21 protein-coding genes are annotated in these 22,816 nt (G+C 69.7%); 11 read left to right on the plus strand and 10 right to left on the minus strand.

Going from position 1 to position 22,816, the window contains the following annotated elements:
* Positions 1-153: 153 nt before the first annotated feature.
* A complete protein-coding gene (locus HCR12_RS11485; RefSeq protein ID WP_166866536.1) occupies positions 154-621 on the plus strand; it encodes a hypothetical protein in 468 nt (155 codons plus the stop codon).
* Positions 622-652: 31 nt separating this feature from the next.
* On the opposite strand, the gene HCR12_RS11490 is transcribed toward HCR12_RS11485, so the two are convergent.
* Positions 653-1,036: a PPOX class F420-dependent oxidoreductase gene (locus HCR12_RS11490; RefSeq protein ID WP_224763446.1), complete on the minus strand. Its 384-nt coding sequence runs from the start codon at positions 1,034-1,036 to the stop codon at positions 653-655.
* A 57-nt stretch (positions 1,037-1,093) separates the two neighbouring features.
* Between HCR12_RS11490 and HCR12_RS11495 the strand changes: the two genes are divergently transcribed.
* Positions 1,094-2,269 (plus strand): hypothetical protein, encoded by a 1,176-nt coding sequence (locus tag HCR12_RS11495; RefSeq protein WP_166866541.1) that lies wholly within the window; start codon positions 1,094-1,096, stop codon positions 2,267-2,269.
* A 125-nt stretch (positions 2,270-2,394) separates the two neighbouring features.
* Here HCR12_RS11495 and HCR12_RS11500 read toward each other — a convergent pair whose 3' ends face one another.
* Both HCR12_RS11500 and HCR12_RS11505 read right to left on the minus strand, forming a co-directional pair.
* A complete protein-coding gene (locus HCR12_RS11500; protein WP_166866543.1) occupies positions 2,395-3,207 on the minus strand; it encodes an ABC transporter permease subunit in 813 nt (270 codons plus the stop codon).
* Entirely contained in the window at positions 3,204-4,151 is a 948-nt protein-coding gene (locus tag HCR12_RS11505) for an ABC transporter ATP-binding protein (protein ID WP_166866545.1), read from the minus strand. The genes HCR12_RS11500 and HCR12_RS11505 overlap by 4 nt, the downstream gene beginning before the upstream one ends.
* Before the next feature lie 171 nt (positions 4,152-4,322).
* On the opposite strand from HCR12_RS11505, the gene HCR12_RS11510 reads away from it, so the two are divergent.
* On the plus strand, positions 4,323-4,949 hold the full coding sequence (locus HCR12_RS11510) for a hypothetical protein (RefSeq protein WP_166866547.1): 627 nt from the start codon (positions 4,323-4,325) through the stop codon (positions 4,947-4,949).
* A gap of 44 nt (positions 4,950-4,993) precedes the next feature.
* Here the strand turns inward: HCR12_RS11510 and HCR12_RS11515 are convergent, their stop codons facing one another.
* Both HCR12_RS11515 and HCR12_RS11520 read right to left on the minus strand, forming a co-directional pair.
* Complete coding sequence (locus HCR12_RS11515) at positions 4,994-5,608, minus strand: GNAT family N-acetyltransferase (RefSeq protein ID WP_166866549.1); 615 nt, start codon at positions 5,606-5,608, stop codon at positions 4,994-4,996.
* Positions 5,609-5,612: 4 nt separating this feature from the next.
* A complete protein-coding gene (locus HCR12_RS11520) occupies positions 5,613-6,887 on the minus strand; it encodes a saccharopine dehydrogenase family protein (RefSeq protein ID WP_166866551.1) in 1,275 nt (424 codons plus the stop codon).
* Positions 6,888-7,050: 163 nt separating this feature from the next.
* Here HCR12_RS11520 and HCR12_RS11525 point away from each other — a divergent pair, with 163 nt between their 5' ends.
* The 3 genes from HCR12_RS11525 (at position 7,051) to HCR12_RS11535 (ending at position 9,364) form a co-directional block, all read left to right on the plus strand.
* Complete coding sequence (locus HCR12_RS11525) at positions 7,051-8,121, plus strand: iron-containing redox enzyme family protein (RefSeq protein ID WP_166866553.1); 1,071 nt, start codon at positions 7,051-7,053, stop codon at positions 8,119-8,121.
* On the plus strand, positions 8,118-8,333 hold the full coding sequence (locus HCR12_RS11530) for a CDGSH iron-sulfur domain-containing protein (RefSeq protein ID WP_224763448.1): 216 nt from the start codon (positions 8,118-8,120) through the stop codon (positions 8,331-8,333). The genes HCR12_RS11525 and HCR12_RS11530 overlap by 4 nt, the downstream gene beginning before the upstream one ends.
* Before the next feature lie 182 nt (positions 8,334-8,515).
* A complete protein-coding gene (locus HCR12_RS11535; protein WP_166866557.1) occupies positions 8,516-9,364 on the plus strand; it encodes a PIG-L deacetylase family protein in 849 nt (282 codons plus the stop codon).
* On the opposite strand, the gene HCR12_RS11540 is transcribed toward HCR12_RS11535, so the two are convergent.
* From HCR12_RS11540 to HCR12_RS11560, 5 genes are all read right to left on the minus strand, one after another.
* On the minus strand, positions 9,328-10,008 hold the full coding sequence (locus HCR12_RS11540; RefSeq protein ID WP_166866559.1) for a phosphatase PAP2 family protein: 681 nt from the start codon (positions 10,006-10,008) through the stop codon (positions 9,328-9,330). The two genes, HCR12_RS11535 and HCR12_RS11540, sit on opposite strands and share 37 nt — an antisense overlap.
* A 22-nt stretch (positions 10,009-10,030) precedes the next feature.
* On the minus strand, positions 10,031-11,272 hold the full coding sequence (locus HCR12_RS11545; RefSeq protein ID WP_224763450.1) for a multidrug effflux MFS transporter: 1,242 nt from the start codon (positions 11,270-11,272) through the stop codon (positions 10,031-10,033).
* 165 nt (positions 11,273-11,437) lie between these two features.
* Positions 11,438-13,030: an arabinosylfuranosidase ArfA gene (gene arfA / locus HCR12_RS11550; protein WP_166866561.1), complete on the minus strand. Its 1,593-nt coding sequence runs from the start codon at positions 13,028-13,030 to the stop codon at positions 11,438-11,440.
* Between the two features lie 61 nt (positions 13,031-13,091).
* Positions 13,092-14,549 (minus strand): GH1 family beta-glucosidase, encoded by a 1,458-nt coding sequence (locus HCR12_RS11555; RefSeq protein ID WP_166866563.1) that lies wholly within the window; start codon positions 14,547-14,549, stop codon positions 13,092-13,094.
* 92 nt (positions 14,550-14,641) lie between these two features.
* Complete coding sequence (locus HCR12_RS11560; RefSeq protein ID WP_166866565.1) at positions 14,642-15,823, minus strand: ROK family transcriptional regulator; 1,182 nt, start codon at positions 15,821-15,823, stop codon at positions 14,642-14,644.
* 170 nt (positions 15,824-15,993) lie between these two features.
* Here HCR12_RS11560 and HCR12_RS11565 point away from each other — a divergent pair, with 170 nt between their 5' ends.
* From HCR12_RS11565 to HCR12_RS11585, 5 genes are read left to right on the plus strand one after another with little or no spacing between them, the layout of a single operon-like run.
* Positions 15,994-17,286: an ABC transporter substrate-binding protein gene (locus HCR12_RS11565; protein ID WP_166866568.1), complete on the plus strand. Its 1,293-nt coding sequence runs from the start codon at positions 15,994-15,996 to the stop codon at positions 17,284-17,286.
* A gap of 20 nt (positions 17,287-17,306) precedes the next feature.
* Complete coding sequence (locus HCR12_RS11570) at positions 17,307-18,284, plus strand: carbohydrate ABC transporter permease (RefSeq protein ID WP_166866570.1); 978 nt, start codon at positions 17,307-17,309, stop codon at positions 18,282-18,284.
* Entirely contained in the window at positions 18,281-19,162 is an 882-nt protein-coding gene (locus HCR12_RS11575) for a carbohydrate ABC transporter permease (protein ID WP_166866572.1), read from the plus strand. Before HCR12_RS11570 ends, HCR12_RS11575 begins: the two co-directional genes overlap by 4 nt.
* 3 nt (positions 19,163-19,165) lie before the next feature.
* Positions 19,166-21,526, plus strand: a complete 2,361-nt coding sequence (locus HCR12_RS11580; protein ID WP_224763452.1) for a beta-xylosidase/alpha-l-arabinosidase — start codon at positions 19,166-19,168, stop codon at positions 21,524-21,526.
* The gene (locus tag HCR12_RS11585; protein ID WP_166866574.1) at positions 21,523-22,770 is read left to right on the plus strand and encodes an endo-1,4-beta-xylanase; all 1,248 of its coding nucleotides are present in this window, start codon (positions 21,523-21,525) and stop codon (positions 22,768-22,770) included. Before HCR12_RS11580 ends, HCR12_RS11585 begins: the two co-directional genes overlap by 4 nt.
* Positions 22,771-22,816 lie beyond the last annotated feature (46 nt).

The raw sequence follows: 22,816 nt of genomic DNA on the forward strand, positions 1-22,816 counted from the left end.
ATGCGGTCCCGGGGCGAACCTGTGAGGGTCGCCCACCCTGTGCGTGGTTCTCGCCGTCGCGCCACGTTGTCAGCTACCGTCGTCTCCGAGAGTCCAGAACGCCCGTGACCCGCGGGCGCCCACTACCCGGGGGGACAACGCATGACGAAGTGCATGACCGCAGCCGCCGCACTGATCATGGGCGCCCTGCTTCTCACCGGCTGCGCCGCCCCGAGCAGTGACGCCGCCCCCGATGAGGCCGTCGGCGTCGAGACCCCCGATAACGAGGGCGCCGACAACGAGAGCGCCGAGGTCGACATCGACCCCACGTTCGCGACCGCCGACGACGAGATGGCCCTGGGGGTGCAGATCGCCGGTCTGGCTCTGCTCGTCGAGTGGACCTCGGTCTCCTACATGAACGATGCCGGCTCCCCGAAGTCGCTCACACTCGTGAGCTCGGCAGACGCGGCCGAGGCGTTCGCCGGGTGGACGGATCGCCAGGATTGGTCCGGCTGGGCGACCTACGCGTCGACCGAGGATGAGCCGTACATGTTCACGGCGCACGGGCCCCAGGGTTCGGTGGTCGCCCAGCAGGTGGCCGACCAGAACACGTTCGGTGTGGAGTTCTCCACCGCCCAGTGATCCGCTGACCCTCAGGCGACGCCTCCGCGTCTCAGCGCGTGATGACGACCGGAACCGAGTCGTGCGGGTTCTTCTTCTGGCGCGACCGGATGAGGCGGTACTGGAGGCCGTACTTCTTCAGGAGGGCGGCGTCGAGCGCGTCGCGCGTCTCGGGACGGTCGTCGACGACGGCGTTCGCCTCGACCTCCGCGGTGCCCGGCTTCACCTTGCCGCGCACGTCGCACGGGGTGAGGGTGACGCGCGACGTGTGGGCGAGGCGCTTGACCTTGCCGGACTTCGCTCCCGTGGTCACGAGCAGTCGGTCGCCGTCGCCGACGATCCACACGGGCGTCGAGACGGGGTCACCGGAGCGACGGTAGGTGGTGAGAAGCACGTACGTGGCGCGGGCGAGGTCTGCGAAGGCGGTGTCGGACACGATCCCAGGATGCCTCATCCGCGCCGCGCCGTGCCCACCCACCCGTAGGCTTCGAGGATGACTGAGCTGACGCGTGAGCTGTGGGAATCGTCGGAGTTCCTGCGGCGGCGGCGCGAGAACCCGTCCGCTGAGCCTCTGGAGCTGCTCGAGGAGCTCGCCGATGCGGCGGCGATCGATCGCCTCGGCCGTCTGGGTGTGCGTGACCTGATGCGCCTGCGCGAGGTTCTGCTGGATGCGAAGTGGGAGCCCACCTCCCGCACGGATGCCGCCCGCGGCGAGGGCGATGCCGCAGTCGGCGCGGCCGCGCTGCTCGCGTACTGGCGGGGCGCGCCCCTGCTCTCGGGGCTCGGCGATGAGGAACCGACCTCCGAGCTGGATGAGGTGCTCGACAGTGTGCGCGCGAGCGACCCGGAGGCTGCCCCGCTCATCGCGGCACCCCGGTTCTCCGGACCCCATGACGACGACCCGGTGTCGCAGGTGGAGCGGCTGCTCGACGATGTGCGCGCCGCCGATCCGGAGGCCGTCCCGCTCATCGCGTGGGAGCTGTACGCCGCGATCGAACCCCGCCTCACGCCCCTGCGCCTCGACCGCGTGCCCCTGTCGCCTGAGCGGGCGCGGGAACACCCGGACCCCGATGTCGTCGACGCGGCCGACCGCCGCTTCGAGGAGGCCGAAGCCACCGTCTCCGCCGAGCGTTTCGAGCGTCGTTGGCACGACCTGCTCGACCGCATCGAGGGATCGCCGGCGCTCACGATCCCCGGGCTCGTCGACGGGCGAGCCAACATCCGCAACCGCTTCGATGCGGAGGAGGTGATCGCGCGGCACCTCGAGACGCTCACCGCCGTGCGCGCCGAGGGGCCTGACGCGTCGGCGCCGTTGCAGCTGCTCGTGGTGGAGCTCACCCCGCCCGCTGAGGAGCCGCCGTTCGGTCTGCAGGGTGCGTTCCCGTGGCGCCGCGCGGTGCCGTTCCCGGAGGGCGAGGATTCGCGCGCGGGATGGATCTGGGCGAGCGAGCGGATCTATGACCTCGACACGCTTCAGGACGCGATCTGGGCCGCGGTTCACGATCAGGCGGATGTGGTGGTCTTCGACCCGGGCGCCGACTGGACCTACGGCGCCTCCGGCATCGACGGCCTCCTGATCTCGAACGACGCGCTGCTGCGTCGTGTGGCGACGCGCCTCGACCTCGACGACTCCTACATCGAGGAGGCCGTCGAGGTCGACGAGGGCTGAGCACCCTCCCCGACGCGACGCGGGGAAAGACGCGACAGCCGCGTCCGCCGACCCTGAGGTGTCAGTTTGTGCCGCCTCCGGCGGGAGCCGAGCGGCACAAACTGACACCTCAGTACGAGCTGTGCCTACAGGCGGGTGATGATCCGCTCGCGCTGGAACGTGCGGGCGACCGCGAGGAACACGATCGCATCCACCACGGCGAGCACGCCGATCGCGACGAGCACGACGGACACGTCGAAGAGCATGAGGCCGGTGGCCTGCGACACGACGAGCCCGACGACGGGCAGCACGATGATGACGGCCACCGACTGGGCGCCCTGCATCGTCGTGGCGCGGCCCGAGACCGCGACCGTGAGGCTCGTCGAGAGGATCGCGACGAGCGGCACGAGCAGCAGGATCATCAGGATCCAGGTGGCTGTCGGGAAGAACGCATCGCCGATCACGGGATTGCCGAGCACGTTGACGATGAGCGCGTAGATCACGAACGCCGCCCACGACACGATGACGGCCGGGATCACCGAGACGAGCACCTTGGCGAGCACGAGCTCGCGGTTGGTGAGCGGGGTGTAGAGCAGACCCTCGAGGGTGCGGCGCTCCTTCTCGCCCACGAAACTCGAGCTCGCGATGACGCTCGAGAACATGACGGGCACGATGAGGAACATCGGGGCGAGGAAGAACACGATCGCGGCGTAGACGATCGTCTGCTGCTCGGTGAAGTGCGCGGGGACGATCCCCTCGGGCAGGTTGTCGAGGAAGGCGCCGAGGCCGTTGACGCTCGCCATGATGGCGGGGTTGTTGCCGAGCAGGATGATCGCGATCGGGAACACGACCGTGAACAGCAGCGGCACGACGACGAGCGGGGCGACGAGCTGCGGGTTGCGCAGGATCTCGCGCAGGTCCTTCCGCACGACGGCGGCGACGCGGCGACGGTCGATCATGCGCGGGGTCCTTCCTGGACGACGGAGAAGTAGAGCTCTTCGATGGTGGGCACGTGGGGCACGACCGCGTCGATCGCGACACCACGGCCGACGAGGGCGACGACGAGGTCCGAGACGCGGCGGTCGTCCGGGAGCTCGAGACTCACGGATCCGTCTTCCCTGATCGCGGGGTCGGCGACGCCGGATTCCGCGAGCACGGCGCGCGCAGCGGTGAGGTCGCCCGCGAGTGCGAGACGCACGCGGGCGTGCGGCCAGCGCTCCGCGAGGAGCTCATCGACTTCGCCCGCGGTGACGAGCGCGCCTGCGCGCAGGATGCCGAGGTGGTCGCAGAGCGTCTCGAGGCCGTGCAGCTGATGGGTCGTGAGCACGACGGTGGTGTCGCCCGTGCGGATGAGGCCGCGCAGGTAGTCGATGAGGTCGGCAGCAGCTTCGGGGTCGAGGCCGGCGGTGGGCTCGTCGAGGAACAGCAGCTCGGGAGTGTGCAGGACGGCGCGCGCGATGGCGACCTTCTGGCGCATGCCCTTGCTGAGCTGGCCGACGAGCGAGGCGCGGCGCTCGCCGAGCCCGAGCACGTCGAGCACCTCGCGGATGCGCGACTCGATCGCCGCCGACGACATGCCGTACAGGGCTCCCCAGGTGCGCAGGTTCTCGTCGACGCTGAGCGACTCGTACAGGTTGGTGTCGGTCTGCACGCCGATGCGCTCGCGCAGTCGGTCGGCGTTGGCGGGCGTCATGGCGGTGCCGAGCACCTCGACGGAGCCGCTCGTGGGAGCGAGGAGGCCGTTGAGCAGTCGGATGATGGTGGTCTTGCCGGAGCCGTTGGGGCCGAGAAGACCGAACGCACCCCCTCGGGCGACGTCGAAGGTCACGTCGGAGACGGCACGACGCTCGCCGAAGTCCTTGGTGAGGCCGCTCGCGCGGAGTGCGGTGGTCGTGTCGTTCACAGAAACCCTTTGTTCTAGTGTTGCTAGAATAATAGCGAGTAATGACATCCGCGCGCAAACCTCTATCTCAACTGAGGTGTCAGTTCGTGCCGCTTCCGGCGGGAGCCGAGCGGCACGAACTGACACCTCACGCGAGCGCGGGTGCAAACCGCGTGCGCGTAGCCTGAGCAGATGGCCGCACTCACCACCACGCTCCGCGTGCGACCCAAGCGGTCGCTGCTCGCCAACGCGTTCGCGGGCGTCATCCTCGGCACGGCGCCGATCTTCGCCGTGGCCTACTGGTTCACCGCGAGCCGCGGCCTCGTCCCGCTCGTCGCAGCCGCCAACATCACCGTCGTCACGGGAGCGCTCCTGCTGGTCTGGCGCCAGCTTCAGGTCTTCTGCGCCGTCACCGAGACCGAGCTCATCGGCAACGGCATCTTCACGCCACTCGTCCGCGTGCCGCTCGCCGACATCCGCGAGGTGAGCCTCGTGCCCACCTACCTCGGCGCCGCCCCGGAACCCGTGCTGCAGCTTCTCGTCACCGATCGCCACGGCAACCGGGTGTTCCGCATGCGCGGCAACTACTGGCATGAGCACGACCTCATCGCCCTCGCGAACGCGCTCCCCGTGCGACCGGAGCGCGTGCGCGAGCCGATGACGGTGCGCGATTTCTTCCGCCTCTACCCCGGCTCCGCGTTCTGGTTCGAACGCAACGGCGTCGTGAAGGCCGTGGTCATCACGCTCGCGGTGGTGCTCGGCTCCGCGATCGTCGCCGCCGTGATGCTCACGCTCGGCCTGCCGGTGCGCTTCCTCTGACGCGCGAATCGCGCGGCACGCTCATCCGAGCGCATGCCGCGGGGTCAGCGCCGCGACGAGATCCAGCGCCCGAACGCGGGCCCGTCGGGGGTCGACGACGGGAGCTTCTCGAAGCCGAGTGACGAGTAGAAGCGGCCGGCGCGCACATTCTCACCGTCGGTGACGACGTGCACGCCCGGGATGTCCGCCTCGGCGAGCGCCCGCACCAGATGCTGCTCGACGAGCTCGCGCCCGAGCCCGCGCCCCTGCACCTCAGGCAGCAGGTCGATGTGGAAGTGCGCGGGGTACTCATCGACCTCGGGGATGAGCAGGATGCCGGGCTCGACCCCGCGCATCTGCAGCTCCTCCTCGGGCGAGAGGGGCGCTTCGAGCCGCGGGAAGCGGTCCGCGAACCAGGGAGACCACTTCGCCCTCCACCATTCGACGAACCGACGTGTGCTCGGCACCGCGACGAGGTATCCGACCGGGCCGTCGCCCTGATCCACCACCCACGCCCAGTCCGGCGACGCCGTCACGTACGGCTCGAGGAACAGATCGGGCAGCAGGTCGTCGCTCGTCCAGCGGCCCGTGGCATCGCCTCCGGCCGCACCGGTGAGCACGCAGATCTCGCGCAGTCGAGCGAGATCACTCGCCCGGTAGCGCCGGATGACGCCGGTCACCGGATCAGCGCGCCGTGCGGTCGTCGAGCCCCCACGCCTGCCCGTAGCCGCCCTCGGCGATCGGGCGAGCCATGAGCTCGAGGAACGGCGTGGCCGGGAACGCCTCCGGACCGAGCACGCCCACACCCGACCACACACCGGTCGCGAGCAGCTCGAGCGCGATCGTGGGGTTGAGGGCCGTCTGCCAGACGACGCACTGGCTCTCGTACTCGGCCATCGTCCACTCGTTGTCGGACACGTGATACAGGTACACCTCGCGGGGCTCGCCATCCGTGCCGCGACCCGTGACCCACACGCCCGCGCACGTCTTCCCCGTCATGCGGGGGCCGATGGACGCCGGGTCGGGCAGCGCCGCCGCCACGACATCGCGCGGGGCGACCTCGACAGGTCCGTTCGCCGAGCGCACCCGCAGCGGGGCCGTCTTGTCGAGCCCGAGCAGGTTGAGCGTCTTCAGCACGCCGATGAACTCATCACCCAGGCCGTACTTGAACGTCACGCGCTTGGCGTCGAGCCAGCGCGGCATGAGAAGCACCTCCTCATGCTCGACGTTGACGCACTCCACCGGGCCGATGCCCTCCGGGAAGTCGAACACCTCCGGCTCCGAGAACGGAGGCGTGGTGAACCATCCGCGGTCCTTCTCCCACACGACGGGCGGGTTGAGGCACTCCTCGATCGTCGTCCAGATGGAGAACGACGGAGCGAAGATCTCGTTGCCCGCGTCGTCGCGCACCACGAGGTTCGCGCCATCGCGCGTGCCGAGCTCATCGATCTCGCTGAACAGCTCGTCGGATGCGTACCGCGCGAACACGTCGGAGAGGCCGGGTTCGACGCCCATGCCGACGAGCGCCAGACGCCCCGCCTTCTCCCAGTCGGGCGCCTGGGCGAACTGGTCGTCGCCGAGCTTGACGCCCGTCTCCGAGTAGGGGTTCTCCGGGTGCGGCTCCGACAGGCTCATCGCCATATCGAGGTAGTTCGCATCCGCGGCGAGCGCACCGGCGAAGATCGTGGGCACGAACTTCGGCTCGACGGCGTTCATCACGTGCGTGGCGCCATGCGCGCGCGCCACCTCGGCCACGCTGTCGGGGTCGGAGGCATCGATGCGCGCGGCCACGAAGCGGCCGTTCTGGGGGCCGTGCTTCGCCTCGATCCAGGCGATCGTGCGCTCGGCGCGCGAGAGGTCGTAATCGGAGACGATCATCGTCTCGAAGAAGTCGCGTCGGGCCGCGATCTTGGCGATGGCATCGCCGACACCGCCCGCACCGACCAGCAGGATTCTCATGCCCTGAGGCTAGCCGCCGGGATCCCCTGCGCGCGAACGTCTGCTCACCCGCGCACGGCTAACACGGCGCCCAACGAGCGTCAACCGCCTGACGCGCCATGGGTGCCCTTCAGCATCCTGAGTCGGCGGGCGCGTGGGCGCCCGCAACCGACCAAGGAGCTCCATGCACGCCACTGCTGCTTCCGTCCGCTCGCTCCGGATCGCGTCACGCGGCCCACTGAGCGAGACGCTCATCGCCGTCATCGACGGATCCCGCGAGCTCACCGACGACACGCCCGGCCTCGCGCGGCTCGCTGCCGAGACCCCCGACCCCGTGTTCGACGAGGACCTGCAGCTGTCGCTCTTCCTGCTGTACACGATCGCCTACGGCTCGCTCGGCCAGGCGGCGGCCGAGCGCGAATGGGATCCGCACCTCATCCAGGCGCGCACCGTGCTCGAGCGCGCGTTCGAGACGGCCGTGCGGATGGCTGTCGACGTGCCCGAGGCACCAGCACCCGAACGAGAGGCCGTCGCGCGCACGCTCTTCGAACTCACCGCGCCGAGCCCTGGCCCCAGCCTCTCGAGGTTCGTCGCGAAGCGCGCCGACATCGTGCAGGTGCGCGAGCTGCTCATCCAGCGCAGCATCTACACGCTGCGCGAAGCCGACGCGCACTCCTGGGCCATCCCCCGTCTGACGGGCCGCGCAAAAGCGGCGCTCATGGAGATCCAGGCCGACGAGTACGGCGGCGGCAGCTTCGAGCGCATGCACCAGAACATGTTCGCCCGCACGCTGCGTGGGGCCGGCCTCGACGACACCTACGGCGCCTACGTCGATCAGGTTCCCGCGATCACGCTCGCCTCCTTCAACCTCATGACCATGTTCGGCATGAACCGCCGCCTCCGGGGTGCCGCCGTCGGGCATCTCGCGGCGTTCGAGATGACGTCGTCGATCCCGAGCCGCCGGATCGCCGACGGGCTGAGTCGCGTCGGATACGGCGACGACGTGACCGCCTACTACGACGAGCATGTCGAAGCGGATGCCGTGCACGAGCAGATCGCCGGACGCGACCTCGCGGGCTCGCTCGCCGAAGACGAGCCGGAGCTGCTGGGCGACATCCTGTTCGGGGCGGCCGCGTGTCTCACGATCGACGGATGGGCGGGCGACCAGATCCTCGAAGCCTGGGAAGGCGGGCGCTCGTCACTGCGCACCCCGTTGGCGGTGCCGCAGGCGCCGCTCGGCGAGGCAGTCCGGTGAGCGGCCCGGGCGTTCCCCACGCACGCCCCGTGCAGATCACCGCGTGCCCCGACGGGCCGCTGCTCGTGCGCGGCGACATGGAGATCCTCGACGGCGACGGCAACCCGCTCCCCCGCACCCGCCGCACCGTGGCCCTGTGCCGATGCGGGGTGTCGCTCATCAAGCCGTACTGCGACGGCACCCACAAGACGGTCGGCTTCCGCGCCGACTGATCCCCGCGTCCGCCCGCCTTCTGCCCACCCCTGCCCATTCGTCGGGGAGGACGACGCTCTCCTTCGGGTGTCTCCCGGCGCGCGGCGGCCGCCGCTAGGCTCGGCCACGTGCGTCGACGTCGACCACCTCGCGGCACCCGTCCGCCCCGACGTCGCATCGCGACCGATCGAGGGGGATCACCATGCGCAAGCGCGGACTCATCACGCTCGGCGTCATCCTGGGGGTGCTGGCGCTCATCGTGGGCGGGCTCTACTGGGCGGGACGCTCGCTCTTCTACGAACCCACCGCGAAGAACGTCGACTCGGTGATCGGCGAACTCGGCGGAACGCGCGTGCTCGGCGTCTTCGCGCACCCCGACGACGAGCAGACCGTCAACGGCCTGTTCTGGCGCGCGAAGGATCGCGACGGCGCCTACACCGCGATCATCACCGCGACACGGGGCGAGGCGGGCGACCAGTCGCCGGTCGTCGGTCGGCAGAGCGACCTGGGTGACATCCGCAAGGCCGAGTCGCTCATGAACAGCTTCAACCTGGGCGTCGACCGGCACGTCGTGTGGGACTACCCGGACGGCGGGGTTCCGGAGGTCGACGAGCAGGAGATCGTGGACGCGATCGTCGCCGAGATGCTGCGGGTGCAGCCGGACGTCGTGGTGGCGTTCTGGCCCGCCTCCGGGGCGACCGGCCACAAGGACCACATGCAGATGGGCGCCCTCACCGAGAAGGCGATCGCCGAGCTCGCGACCCGCACGAGCGGCTACGCGGGGCCCGCGCACATCGTCTACACGGTCAGCCCCACGAAGGCGCTCGAGGTGTTCGGCGGCGAGCGCGGCCGCATCGTCGTCGAGAACCAGCCCGAGCCGCACTTCTCGATGTCGGCCGAGGTGGGCAAGAAGCACGACGGATGGCGCATCCACGCATCGCAGGCGAACTACATGCAGGACTCCTACATCCTCCCCAACTGGGTCACCTACGCCCTGTGGGATGAGGAGTTCTACTACGTGCGCGACCTCGCGGCCGACCCGCTGCGCTGAGCGGGGGTCGGCGCGCCGCCGATCGGCTCGGTTCTCAGCTGCGGCAGGAAAGCCCAGTACACGATGAGCGCCGTGCCGACGCCGAGCAGCGCCCCCGCGACGGTGTCGGAGACCCAATGCGCTCCGAGGAGCGTGCGCGAGAACGCCATCGCCACGATGTAGATCGCACCGAGCACCCACACCCAGGTGCGGCGCAGCAGCAGCCCCAGCACCGCCGCGATGACGGCGGCGTTGGTGGCGTGCCCGGAGGGGAACGACCCGTTGTGCAGCGGCAGCAGGATCTCCTCGGGCCGCGCGCGACCGAAGAGCGCCTTCAGGACCTGGCACAGGCCCGCCGACACCGCCGACGCGACGATGAACACGAGAGCCGACCACGGCCTTCGCGCGAACACGAACGCCACCGCACCGCCGATCGGCACCACGAGGATCGCGAACCAGCCTCCGCCGATGTGGTTGAACAGGTTCGAGGCGAACAGCACCACATCGGCGCGCAGCCCCACCACGTCGTCCATCCACGAGGCGTCGAGTCCGGGGGGTTCCGCACCGCCCGCGGCCACGTAGAAGCCGAGCGCGAATGTCAGGGCGATGCACACGATGCCCGCACCCAGCAGCGCGACCCGATCCCTCCGGCGACGCTGACTCATGCGCACACCGTACAACGCCTGCCTACGCGTCGAGTGCAGGCACGGTGCGAGGTCGCACGATCGTCCACAGCGCGACGATCGCGACGGCGATCGCGACGAGCATCACGGCAGCCATCGGAATCGAATCCCGGATGACGAAGAGCCCCACGATCGGCGACACGAGGCCGGCGACGCCGAAGTTCGCCGCCCCCAGCACCGACGCCGCCGTTCCGGCTTCCGCGCCGTGGCGCACGAGCGCGAGCGCCGAGATCGCGGGGAAGTTGAACCCGCACGCGGCGATGAAGACGAACAGCGGCACGATCGTGCCGAAGATGCCAGCGCCCGAGAGGTCGAGCACGATCATCGCGAATGCGCTCATCGCCTGCACGATCGTCGCGCCCGCGATGATCCATGCCGGTCCAATGCGCTTCTGCATGCGGCTCGAGATCTGCACGCCCGCCACGACGCCGATCGAGTTCAGCCCGAACAGCAGCCCGTACTCCTGCGCGCTGAGCCCGTGCACATCCTGGAAGAGGAACGACGAACTCGACAGGTATGCGAACAGCGCCGAGAAGTTCATGCCGGCGATGACGACGGCGCCCACGTAGATGCGGTCGCGGAACAGCGCGCCGTATCGCTCGGCGACGCTCGAATGCCCGCGGATGCGGCGCCGCTCCGCCGGGAGCGTCTCGCGGATGAAGACAGCCGTCGCGACCACGACGAGCGCACCGAAGGCCGCGAGGTACCAGAACAGGCCCCGCCAGTCGACGAACAGCAGCAGCTGCGATCCGATGACGGGCGCGAGGATCGGCGCGAGACCGTTCACGAGAGACAGGTGCGCGAGCATCCGCACGAGCGGGTAGCCGCCGAACAGGTCGCGCACCATCGCGGTCGCGACGACAGCACCTGCTGCCGCCCCGAGGCCCTGGAGCACGCGCGCGACGCCGAGCCAGAACAGGTCGGGAGCGAACGCGGCCGCGAAGCACGCCACGATGTGCAGCGCCGTCGCGGCGATGAGCGGGCGGCGGCGGCCGATCTGATCCGAGAGCGGGCCGACCAGCAGCTGCCCCACCGCGAAGCCGACCATGGTGCCGGTGAGCGTCAGCTGGATCGCCGCCGCGTTCACGTCGAACTCGCGCTCCAGCACGGGGAACGCGGGCAGATACATGTCGATCGTGAACGGGCCGAGCGCGGTGAGCGCGCCGAGCACGAGCACATAGGTGAGGCGCTGACTGCGGGTGAGGTCGTCACCGGGATGGGTGCGGATATCGGACGCGACGGTCACAGGAGGTCTCCGGGTGGAAGGAGGGTGGGCGGGTGCGGGGCGGTGCTGAGCGCTGCGGGTGGGCTGCGGGTGGGCGCAGTGCGAGTGCAGTGGCGGTGCGTGGCGGTGCGTAGTGGTGGGGAAACGCGAAAGGAGAGGCACATGCCTCTCCGCAGAATGACGAGTCTACGACCTGCCGGCGTCCCGCTCGCGCATGCCCGTCACCGAGCCCGTCTCAGCCCCATCCGCCCTAGCGGAGGGGAGGGGCAGCTCCAGCTCGACTGCCGACCACGACACCGGCGGCAGCTCGATCGACAGGACGCCCGCATCCACGCGCGCCGAGGCGTTCGGCTGGGGCGAGACGCGATCCGGATTCTCGAGTGTGTTCGCGGCGGCGAGGTCGTCATCCGCGAGGGAGACCGCGGATGCGATGCGCACCTCGCCGAGCCCCGTGAGGGCGACCGAAACCGTGAGCGGCTCGGTGAGCGAGCGGTTGACGAGGAACAGGGCCGCCTGACCCGCCTCAGCGTCGAGCGTCGCCACCGCATCCAGCGCCGGGACGGCGCCGAAGCGCGCGGTCTCGACCGTCGGCGCATCGATGAGCGGCGCGACGGCCACCCCGCGCGCGAGGCGGGAGGTGAGCGAGAACGGGAAGAACGTCGTCTGCCGCCACGCGGGGCCGCCGGGCTCCGTCATGATCGGGGCGATCACATTGACGAGCTGCGCGAGGGAGGCGCTGCGCACCCGATCCGCGTGCTTCAGCAGCGAGATCATGAGCGACCCGAACACGACCGCGTCGAGCACCGAGTACACGTCCTCGAGCAGCCGCGGCGCGACCGGCCACCGCTCGATGTCGGTGATCTTGTCCTCCGCCATGAAGCGGCGCATGTACCAGACGTTCCACTCGTCGAACGAGATGTCGACCCGCTTCTCGCTTCCACGCTCAGCCTGCACCTCGTCGGCGATCGCCGCGACCTCCTCGATGAAGAGGTCCATGTCGACCCCGGATGCGAGGAAGCTCGCCTGGTCGCCGTCGACCTCCTCGTAGTAGGCGTGGCAGGAGATGAAGTCGACATCGTCGTAGGTGTGGCGCAGCACCGTGCGCTCCCACTCACCGAACGTGGGCATGTCGCGGGCCGACGACCCGCACACCACGAGCTCCACGCGCGGATCGAGCTGACGCAGTGCCTTCGCCGTCTGGGAGGCGATCTTGCCGTAGTCCTCAGCCGAGCGGTGGCCGAGCTGCCAGGGACCGTCCATCTCGTTGCCGAGGCACCACATCCGCACATCGAACGGCTCCTCGCGCCCGTTCGCGCGGCGGGTATCGCTGATCGTGGAGCCACCCCGGATGTTGGCGTACTCGAGCAGGTCGAGCGCCTCGAGCGTGCCGCGGGTGCCGAGGTTGACGGCGAGCATGAGCTCGGATCCGACTTTGTCGAGCCAGGACTGGAACTCGTGGAGGCCCACCCGGTTCGTCTCGGTGGAATGCCAGGCGAGGTCGAGGCGACGCGGGCGCTCGGCGACCGGGCCCACGCTGTCCTCCCAGCGGAACCCCGACACGAAGTTGCCGCCGGGGTAGCGGATGGTGCTGACACCGAGCTCGCGCACGAGATCGATGACGTCGGTGCGGAATCCGTCGGCGTCAGCGCTCGGGTGGCCGGGCTCGAAGATGCCGTCGTAGATGTGGCGGCCGAGGTGTTCGACGAATCCGCCGAACACCCGCCGATCGATCGGTCCGACGGCGCGAGCGGGGTCGATGACGACGCGAGCGGTGTTCACGTCGCGAGGCTAGCGGGTCACCGCATCCGCCTCCACTCCACCGCTCGGGAGGATGACGGGCTCAGGCGGGGAGGCCCGGCACGTCGGGGAGGGCGCGCGTGCGCAGCAGCTCCTGCAGCCAGAAGGCGGAGTCCTTCGGGATGCGCTCGAGTGTGTCGTAGTCGACGCGCACGATGCCGAAGCGCTTCGAGTAGCCGTAGCCCCACTCGAAGTTGTCGAGCAGCGACCACACCTGGTAGCCGCGCAGGTCGACGCCCTGCTGGATCGCGCGGTGGGCGGCCGTGAAGTGGCGGCGCAGGTAGTCGACGCGCTCGGCGTCGTGGACGCGGGGCCCGCTCTCGGTCTGCACGACCTCATCCGCGAACGCGGCGCCGTTCTCGGTGATCATGAGCGGCGTCTCGGGGAACTGCTCGCTCAGCGACAGCAGCAGCTCCTCGAGGCCGTCGGGAGCGATGTTCCAGCCCATGTCGGTGTACGGCCCCGCCTGCGGGAGGAATTCGACATCCGTGCTGCCGGGCCACGCGGATCCGCCGACATCCTTGTGTCCGTCGTTGCGCGAGCGGGGGCTCACGCCGTCCCACATCTTCACGGTCACGGTCGAGTAGTAGTTGACGCCGAGGAAGTCGAGCGGCTGGGCGATCTGCGCGAGGTCGCCGCCCTGCACGAACGCCCAGTCGGTCACCTCCGCGGTGTCCTGGAGCAGGTCGGCGGGGTATTCGCCGCGCAGCAGCGGCATCGTGAAGGCGCGGTTGGCGAGGGCGTCGATGCGGCGCTTCGCCTCGGCCCCGGTCTGCTCGTCGCCTTCGCGGATCACGTGGAAGTTGAGGGTGATCGACACCTCGGGGTCGTTCGTCGCCTCACGCCGGATCTCGGGCACCGCAAGACCGTGGGCGAGATTCAGGTGGTGCACGGCGGCGAGCGCGTCGGGGCCGCTCGTGCGGCCGGGGGCGTGACCACCGGATCCGTACCCGAGGTAGGCGGAGCACCACGGCTCGTTGAGGGTCGTCCAGGTGTGCACGCGGTCGCCGAGCACCTCCGCGGTGCGCGCGGCGTACTCGGCGAAGCGGTACGCGGTGTCGCGGTTGGCCCAGCCGCCCAGGTCTTCGAGCGCCTGCGGGAGGTCCCAGTGGTAGAGCGTGGCGATGGGGCGGATGCCGCGCTCGAGCAGCCCGTCGACGAGCTTGCTGTAGAACGCGAGCCCGGCGGGGTTGACCGCACCGGCTCCGGTGGCCTGGATGCGCGGCCACGCGATGGAGAAACGGTACGACTGGAGCCCGAGCTCCTTCATGAGGTCGAGGTCGGATTCCCAGCGGTGGTAGTGGTCGTCGGCGACGTCGCCGGTGTCGCCGTTCCACACCCGGCCGGGCGTGTGGCTGAAGGTGTCCCAGATGGAGGGGCCGCGTCCGTCTTCGCGCGCGGCGCCTTCGATCTGGAAGGCGGCGGTCGCCGATCCGATGATGAAGTTCTCGGGGAAGTGGATTCCGCTGTCGCGGTAGTCGGGAGTTCCAGTGGTGGTCACGACAGCATCGTGCCATACGTGGGAGCGCTCTCACATCCGGTGGGCACGCCCGGGCGGGCTCTGCTGAGAGCTCGAACCGCGGTGCCGGATGCTCAGTGTGCGAGTTCGGCGAAGCTCGCCGGATCCCGCAGCACGGGACCGAACGCGAGCTCTGCGGCGCCGATGAGGAGGCGGTCGCGCGCGAGGCCTGCGGGTCGGATGCGCGTGCCCTCCCATGCGGCAGGCAGCGTGCGAGCGGCGACGGCCGCTTCGAGACCGGGCGCATCCCACGCAAGCAGGGTCGCGAGGAACCCGCCGAGGACGACGAGCTCAGGGCCGAGCACGTTGATCGCGTTGCCGAGCGATCCGCCGAGCACGATCTGCTGACGGGCGAGCTCGGCGTGCAGGGCGGGGTCGCTCGACGAGAGCACCGCCTGCTCGAACTGCGCTTCGTCGAGCGAACGCTCGCCGAGGATCGCGAGCAGCCTCGCGCGGCTCACCTCGTCTTCGAGGGTTCCGCCGACGGTGGCGCGATGGGCGGGGTCGTCGAGGCGCGGACGGTTGTGCCCGAACTCCCCCGCGTAGCCGTGAGCGCCGCGGTAGGGCTGGCCGTTGATGATGACGCCGCCGCCGATGCCGCTCGCACCGCCGTTGAGGTACACCATCTGATCGACGTCGCGCCCGACGCCGAAGAGCCGCTCGGCGAGCGCGCCGAGGGTCGCGTCGTTGTCGGCGACGGTCGGCAGCCCGACGACGGATTCGACGAGGGCCGGGAACGGCACCTCGCGCCATCCGAGGTGCGGAGCCCAGCGCACGAGTCCGTCCTTGGCGCGCACGAGACCGGGGACGGCCAGGCCGACGCCGATGATGTGACGCTCGCGCGCGGGGCCGGTGCGCAGCTGGTCGACGAGCGCGCCGATGATGGCGGCGGTCTCTTCGGGCCCCGTGACGTCGTCCACGGAGTGCCGGATGCGGTTCTCGATCGTGCCTCCGAGACCCACGACCGCGACGTTGACAGCGTCGATCTCCGGGTTGACGGCGATGATCGCGGGGCGCGGATCCGGCAGGACCCGCCGCGACGGCCGGCCGACCCGATTGGTGACGCTGGGGTCGGTCTCGCGGACGAGCCCGAGCTCGGCGAGTTCGGCGACGAGCGCGCCGATGGTGGAGCGGTTGAGACCGGTGAGTGCGGTGAGGTCGGCACGCGAGGGGCCGCCTCGACGGTGCACGAGCTCCAGTACCGTCGAAAGGTTTCGACGCCGGACCGAGTCGACGGTGTCGCCCAGAGTGCTCACCTGGATGACATTAGCGCCTCCCCGGCACCACCATGGGAGGCGACCGCACGAGAGACGGGTACCGAACCGTTATTTTGTTGTGCTTGACGGCAATTCGGCGCTCTGCGTATGATCGCGGCATCCCAACCACTTTCGACGCAGGTGTCGAAACTTTCGAGAGGTGTTCGAAGATGAACAAAGCCCGAATCACCCGGGTCGGAGCCGTCGCCGCGGCGACCGCCCTGGCCGTCGGCGGACTCACCGCCTGCACCACGGACAACGCCAACAGCAACGACGGCGACGTCACCATCACCTGGTGGCACAACGCCACCGCCGATCCGCAGAAGTCGATGTGGGAGGAAGTCGCCAAGGAGTTCGAGGAGGCCAACCCCGGCGTCAAGGTCGAGGTCACCGGCTACCAGAACGAGGACCTGCAGCGCACCCTCATCCCCAACGCGCTCGCCTCGGGCGACGCTCCCGACATCTTCATGGTGTGGCCCGGCGGCGAGGTCCGCTCGCAGGCCGCAGCCGGACACCTCCTGGACCTCACCGACGTCATGTCGGACACGATCTCCGAGTACGGCGCAACCGTGAAGCCGTGGCAGTCCGAAGGCAAGCAGTACGCCATCCCCTACACCTTCGGAATCGAGGGAATCTGGTACAACAAGGACCAGTTCGCCGAAGCAGGCATCACCGAGGTTCCCGAGACGCTCCCCGAGCTCGAGGCAGCCAACGAGAAGCTCCGCGCCGCGGGCTTCACGCCCATGGCCGTCGGTGCCGGATCGCTCTGGCCGGCCGGCCACTGGTGGTACCAGTTCGCGCTCGCAGCGTGCTCGACCGAGACGCTGCAGACCGCGATCCCCGCACTCGACTTCTCCGACCCCTGCTGGCTCGAAGCAGGTGAGCTCCTGCAGGACTTCGTCGCCACCAACCCGTTCCAGGACGGCTTCCTCGCCTCCTCCGGCCAGGAAGGCGCTGACAGCTCCGCGGGTCTCGTCGCCAACGGAAACGCCGCCATGGAGCTCATGGGTGCGTGGAACGCTGGCCAGATCGGCTCGCTGACGCCCGACAAGGAAGTTCCGGAGTGGCTCGGATGGTTCCCCATGGTGAGCGTTCCCGGCACCGCTGGTGACCCCACCATCACCATGGGTGGCGGCGACGGCTTCGGAATCCACAAGGACGCCCCGAAGGAGGCCGTCGACCTGCTCAAGTACATCGCGAGCGTCGATGTGCAGAAGCGCTTCGCTGAGACCGGTGCCGGCATCCCCGCTCACCCGGGTGCAGTCGAGGCACTCACCGACCCGAGCCTCCAGGCCGTCGCCGCCGGTCTCGCCGAGTCGTCCTACGTGGCGATCTGGCTCGACAGCGACCTCGGCCCGACCTTCGGCAACCCGCTCAACCAGGCGATCGTGAACCTGATGGCCGGAACCGGCACGCCGGCCGACATCGTCAAGGCTCTGGAAGACACGGCAGCCACCCTCTGAGAGAGGCTGACTGATACAGCATGACCAGCATCACTCAGGCAGGGCCCGCGGTCACCGCGGGCCCTGCCGCCCCACAGACACCCGCCCATAGAGCCCGCGCAGCCCGCAAGACCGACAAGCGCAAGTGGCTCGAGATCGCGCTGTTCGCCGGCCCCGCGCTCATCGTCTTCGTCGGCTTCGTGATCCTCCCGGTGGTTCTCGCCGCCGTCTACAGCTTCTACAACTGGAACGGCCTCACGCCGCTCGAGCGATTCATCGGATTCGACAACTACGCCCGCGCTCTGAACGACCCGCTCTTCATCAAGTCGATCGGCAACAACTTCACCGTCGCCATCGCGTCGCTCGTGGTGCAGGGACCGATCGCGATCTTCGTCGCGCTCCTGCTCAACCGCAGGATGCGCGGGCGCACGATCGTCCGTGCGGCGATCTTCGTTCCCTACGTCATCGCCGAAGTGATCGCCGGCCTCTCGTGGAAGCTCCTGCTCTCCCCGCGCGGCGGCGTCAACGCGGTGCTCGAAGCTGTCGGACTCGGCGACCTCGCCCAGCCGTGGCTCGCCAACCCCGACATCGCCCTGTGGGTGATGTTCGGCATCCTCAGCTGGAAGTACCTGGGCTTCGCGATTCTGCTCATGCTCGCCGGACTCCAAGGAGTTCCGGATGAGCTCTCCGAGGCTGCCGCGATCGACGGAGCCAGCTGGTGGAAGATCCAGTGGCATATCACGATTCCGCTCCTCGGCCCCACGATCCGCATCTGGGCCTTCCTGTCGATCATCGGATCTCTCCAGCTTTTCGACATGGTCTGGGTGACGACGAAGGGCGGCCCCGTGGGCGCCACGAGCACCATGGCGACATACATGATCCAGTACGGCCAGGGACAGCCCGGATACGGAAGCGCGATCGCCGTGATCCTCTTCCTCATCTCGCTCGTCATCGCCGTGCTCTACCAGCGCCACGCGATGCAACGCGATCTCGGCAACGCGAAGGGATCCGACAGATGACAAGCCTCCACACCACCGCCGTCCCCACGGCGACACCCGTCGGCACCGCATCGGCGTGGCGCCAGCCGTTCGTCTACGTCGTCGCGCTCACCGCCGTCGCCGTGTCCGTGATCCCCGTCATCTATGTATGGATCGGCGGATTCCGCACGAGCGCCGACCTCAACGCCAACCCGGCGGGCTGGCCCAACCCGTGGTCGGTCGACAACTTCGCGAGCGTCCTCGCGAGCACCCGGTTCTGGGGTTCGCTGTTCTCGTCGTCGCTCGTCGCCGTCGGCACGACCGCCGGAACGGTGCTGCTCGGGCTCTGTGCGGCGTTCGTGATCGCCCGCTACCACTTCCGCGGGCGGCAGGGGCTCTACACGTTCTTCTCGGCGGGCCTCATGTTCCCGGTGACGGTCGCGGCCCTGCCGCTCAGCATCCTGCTGCGCGACCTGGGCCTCAACGGAACGTTCATCGGCCTGATCATCCCGCAGGTGGCGTTCGCGCTGCCCGTCACGATCATCATCCTTGTGCCGTTCCTGCGGGCGATCCCGCAGGAACTCGAGGAGGCCGCACAGCTCGACGGCGCCAGCCGCATCGGATTCTTCGCACGGATCGTGCTGCCCCTGTCGCTTCCGGGTCTGATCACCGTCGGCGTTCTCGCTTTCCTCGGTTCGTGGAACGGATACCTGCTCCCCTTGCTCGTGCTGGGAGCCGGTGGCATGCCGCAGGACTTCTGGACGCTCCCGCTCGGAGTGCAGCAGTTCTCGACGCAGTATTCACAGGACACTGGTGCCGTACTCGCCTACACCTCTTTGGCGATGCTCCCTGCTCTCGTGTTCTTCCTCGCCGCTGAGCGCCGCATCGTCGGCGGCCTCTCCGGCGCCGTGAAGGGATAGACGGTGTCGTTCGACGTCGATGTCGCGCCGGTCTGGCGTGACACCAGCAAGCCCCCCGCCGAGCGGGTCGAGGCGCTCATCGCCGAGATGACGCTCGAGGAGAAGCTCGGGCAGCTGTACGGAATCTGGGTGGGGGCGGACGCGTCCGGTGGCGAGGTCGCCCCCAACCAGAACGAGATGGCCGCCGACATCGACATCGACGAGCTGCTGCCGACGGGCCTGGGTCAGCTGACCCGGCCGTTCGGCACCGCCCCCGTTGACCCGGCCCTGGGCGCGCTGTCCCTGCAGCGCACCCAGGAGCGGATCGTCGCCTCGAACCGCTTCGGCATCCCCGCCGTCGCGCACGAGGAGTGCCTCGCGGGCTTCGCCGCGTGGGGTGCGACCGCGTATCCGGTGCCTCTCGCGTGGGGGGCGAGCTTCGACCCGGACCTGGTGCGCGAGATGGCGGGCCGCATCGGCGCCGACATGCGCCGGGTGGGCATCCACCAGGGCCTCGCGCCCGTGCTGGACGTCGTGCGCGATGCCCGGTGGGGTCGCGTGGAGGAGACGATCGGCGAGGATCCGTACCTCATCGGCACGATCGGCACCGCGTACGTGCAGGGTCTCGAACGGGCCGGCATCGTCGCGACGCTCAAGCACTTCGTGGGGTACTCGGCCTCGCGTGCCGGGCGCAACCTCGCGCCCGTCTCGATCGGACCGCGTGAGGTGGCCGATGTGCTGCTGCCGCCGTTCGAGATGGCGATCCGCGAGGGCGGGGTGCGTTCTGTCATGAACGCCTACACCGACCTCGACGGGGTGCCGAGTGCGGCAGACGTGCGTCTGCTCACCGAGCTTCTGCGCGACACCTGGGGCTTCGACGGCACCGTCGTCGCCGACTACTTCGCGGTGGGCTTCCTCGCCGTGCAGCACGGCATCGTGGCCCCTGAGGACTGGGGCGCTGCCGCCGCTGCCGCGCTCACGGCCGGCATCGACGTGGAGCTGCCGACCCTGCGCGGCTACGGCGCTCCCCTCGCCGCCGAGGTGCGCGCGGGTCGCGTCGACGAGTCGCTCGTCGACCGGGCGCTGCGCCGGGTGCTCCTGCAGAAGGTCGAGCTGGGCCTGCTCGACGACACGTGGTCGGCCGTGCCGCCCGCGCTCGCCGACACGTCCGGGGGCACCGCGCCGGAGGCGCTGCGCGGCTCCGTCGACCTGGACTCCCCCCAGAATCGCGCCCTCGCGGCGAAACTCGCCGAGCGCGCGATCGTGCTCGTCCGCAACGAGGGCGTGCTCCCGCTCGCCTCCCCCCGCCGCATCGCGGTCGTCGGCCCCACGGCCGACGACCCGTATGCGGTGCTCGGCTGCTACTCGTTCCCCGCGCATGTCGGCGTGCAGCATCCGGAGGTTCCGCTCGGCATCGAGCTGCCCACCCTGCTCGAGTCGCTGCGCGTGGAGTTCCCGGACGCCGACATCGTGTTCGTCCGCGGCACGACCGTCGACGGCGGGGAGACAGCCGAGATCCCGGCGGCGGTCGCCGCAGCTCGCGATGCCGACGTCGTCATCGTCGCGCTGGGCGACCGCGCCGGCCTCTTCGGTCGCGGCACGAGCGGTGAGGGCTGCGACGCCGAGAGCCTCGCGCTCCCCGGTGCCCAGCAGGCACTGCTGGACGCCGTGCTCGACGCGGGCACCCCGAGCGTGGTCACGCTGCTCGCGGGGCGCCCCTACGCCCTGGGCTCTGCCACCGAGCGCGCGGACGCGATCCTCGAGGCCTTCTTCCTCGGCGAGGAGGGAACGCGTGCGATCGCGGGAACCATCTCGGGTCGGGTGAACCCGGCCGGGCGCCTGCCCGTGAGCATCCCCGCGACCCCTGGTGCGCAGCCGTCGACCTACCTCGGCGCGAAGCTCAGCCGCAGCAGCGGGGTGTCGAACATCGACACCACACCGGCGTACTGGTTCGGCCACGGGCTCTCGTACTCGACGTTCGAATGGAGCGACCTCGGTGTCTCGGGAAAGCTCTTCTCGCAGACGGTCGATGTGCGCGTGAAGGTCGCCAACTCGAGCGGCCGCGACGGCTCCGAGGTCGTGCAGCTGTATCTGCATGACCCGGTCGCGTCGGTCGTGCGTCCCGTGCAGCGGCTCATCTCCTATGCGCGCGTCGACCTCGCCGCGGGTGAGGAGGCGACGATCGCGTTCCGCGTTCCCGCCGACCTCGCCTCCTTCACCGGCATCGACGGACGCCGCATCGTGGAGCCCGGGCTGCTCGAGTTCGGCGTCGCGCGCTCTGCGGGAGAGATCGTGTTCTCGCACGCGGTCGAGCTCACGGGCGAGACGCGCGTCGTCGACCACACCCGTGCGCTCCACGCAGACGTCACGATCAGCAGGTCGTGACCGGGCACCGGACCCCCCGACCGGCCCACCGCGTCGGCGAGCTGACTCTGCAGCTCGCCGACGCGTCCGGTTCCCCTCTCGCGGACCGCGTGGTCGAGGTCGAGCAGACGCGCCACGCGTTCGAGTTCGGTTCGACGGGGTTCGAGCTCATCGATCACGCGAACGGCGTCGAGGACGCCGGGACGCTCGTCGACGACTGGCTCGCCCTCTTCGACACCGCCACGCTGCCGTTCTATCGGGGCGACTTCGAACCGCAGCCGGGCATCACACAGACGGAGCGCATCCGGACGGCCGCTGTGTGGTTCGCCGACCGCGACGTGCGCCTGAAGGGCCATCCGCTCGTGTGGCACACGGTCAAGGCCGCGTGGATGGATCCGCTTCCCCTCGACGAGGTCGAGCGTCTCGTCATCGATCGGGTGCGCCGCGACGTGACCGCGTTCCGTGGACTCATCGGCTGCTGGGATGTCGTCAACGAGGCCGTCATCATGCCCGTGTTCGAGAACGAACCGGATGGCGTGCCGAACGCGATCACGAAGCTCGCGCGGGCGAACGGACGCATCCCGCTCATCCGCGACGCGTTCGAGGCCGCCCAGGCCTCCGACCCCTCGGCGCGGCTCCTGATCAACGACTTCGATCTGTCGACGGCATACGAGTGCCTCGTCGAGGGTCTCCTCGAGGCGGGTGTGCCGATCGATGCGATCGGGCTGCAGACCCACATGCACCAGGGGTACTGGGGCGAGGAGACGATGCTCACGATGGTCGACCGCTTCGCGCGGTACGGTCTGCCGCTGCATCTCACCGAGAACACGCTGCTGTCGGGCGAGCTCATGCCCTCCCACATCGTCGACCTCAACGACTATCAGCCGACATCGTGGCCGTCGACGGAGGACGGCGAGGCACGACAGGCGGATGAGATCGTGCGGCACTATCGCTCACTCGTCGAGCACCCGTCGGTGCAGGCGATCACCTACTGGGGCATCGCGGATCGCGGTGCCTGGCTCGGGGCCCCCGCAGGGCTGCTGCGCCCCGACGGTTCGCGCAAGCCCGCGTTCGAGGCGCTGCGGGAGCTCGTGCGCGGGGAGTGGTGGCTCTCCCCCACTCGCGCCCGCACTGACGCGGACGGACGCCTCACGGTCTCCGGATTCCTCGGCGACTACCGCGTGAGTGCGGCGGGCGCGAGCGCCGCGTTCGCGATCGAGCGCGCAGGCTCCGATGAGCCCCTCGCGCCCGTGACGCTCCACTGACGACCCCGGGTCCGACCCGCCGCAGGCAGCCTGGGCATGGGTCCGG

Origin of the sequence: Salinibacterium sp. ZJ70 (genome assembly GCF_011751865.2) — a bacterium.
GTDB lineage: Bacteria > Actinomycetota > Actinomycetes > Actinomycetales > Microbacteriaceae > Homoserinibacter.

Bases quoted from the DNA above. Each gene is read 5' to 3' on its own strand.
- HCR12_RS11485 (WP_166866536.1), top strand. From the start codon at position 154: ATGACCGCAGCCGCCGCACTGATCATGGGCGCCCTGCTTCTCACCGGC.
- HCR12_RS11495 (WP_166866541.1), top strand. From the start codon at position 1,094: ATGACTGAGCTGACGCGTGAGCTGTGGGAATCGTCGGAGTTCCTGCGG.
- HCR12_RS11500 (WP_166866543.1), bottom strand. From the start codon at position 3,207: ATGATCGACCGTCGCCGCGTCGCCGCCGTCGTGCGGAAGGACCTGCGC.
- HCR12_RS11510 (WP_166866547.1), top strand. From the start codon at position 4,323: ATGGCCGCACTCACCACCACGCTCCGCGTGCGACCCAAGCGGTCGCTG.
- HCR12_RS11520 (WP_166866551.1), bottom strand. From the start codon at position 6,887: ATGAGAATCCTGCTGGTCGGTGCGGGCGGTGTCGGCGATGCCATCGCC.
- HCR12_RS11525 (WP_166866553.1), top strand. From the start codon at position 7,051: ATGCACGCCACTGCTGCTTCCGTCCGCTCGCTCCGGATCGCGTCACGC.
- HCR12_RS11535 (WP_166866557.1), top strand. From the start codon at position 8,516: ATGCGCAAGCGCGGACTCATCACGCTCGGCGTCATCCTGGGGGTGCTG.
- HCR12_RS11540 (WP_166866559.1), bottom strand. From the start codon at position 10,008: ATGAGTCAGCGTCGCCGGAGGGATCGGGTCGCGCTGCTGGGTGCGGGC.
- HCR12_RS11565 (WP_166866568.1), top strand. From the start codon at position 15,994: ATGAACAAAGCCCGAATCACCCGGGTCGGAGCCGTCGCCGCGGCGACC.
- HCR12_RS11570 (WP_166866570.1), top strand. From the start codon at position 17,307: ATGACCAGCATCACTCAGGCAGGGCCCGCGGTCACCGCGGGCCCTGCC.
- HCR12_RS11575 (WP_166866572.1), top strand. From the start codon at position 18,281: ATGACAAGCCTCCACACCACCGCCGTCCCCACGGCGACACCCGTCGGC.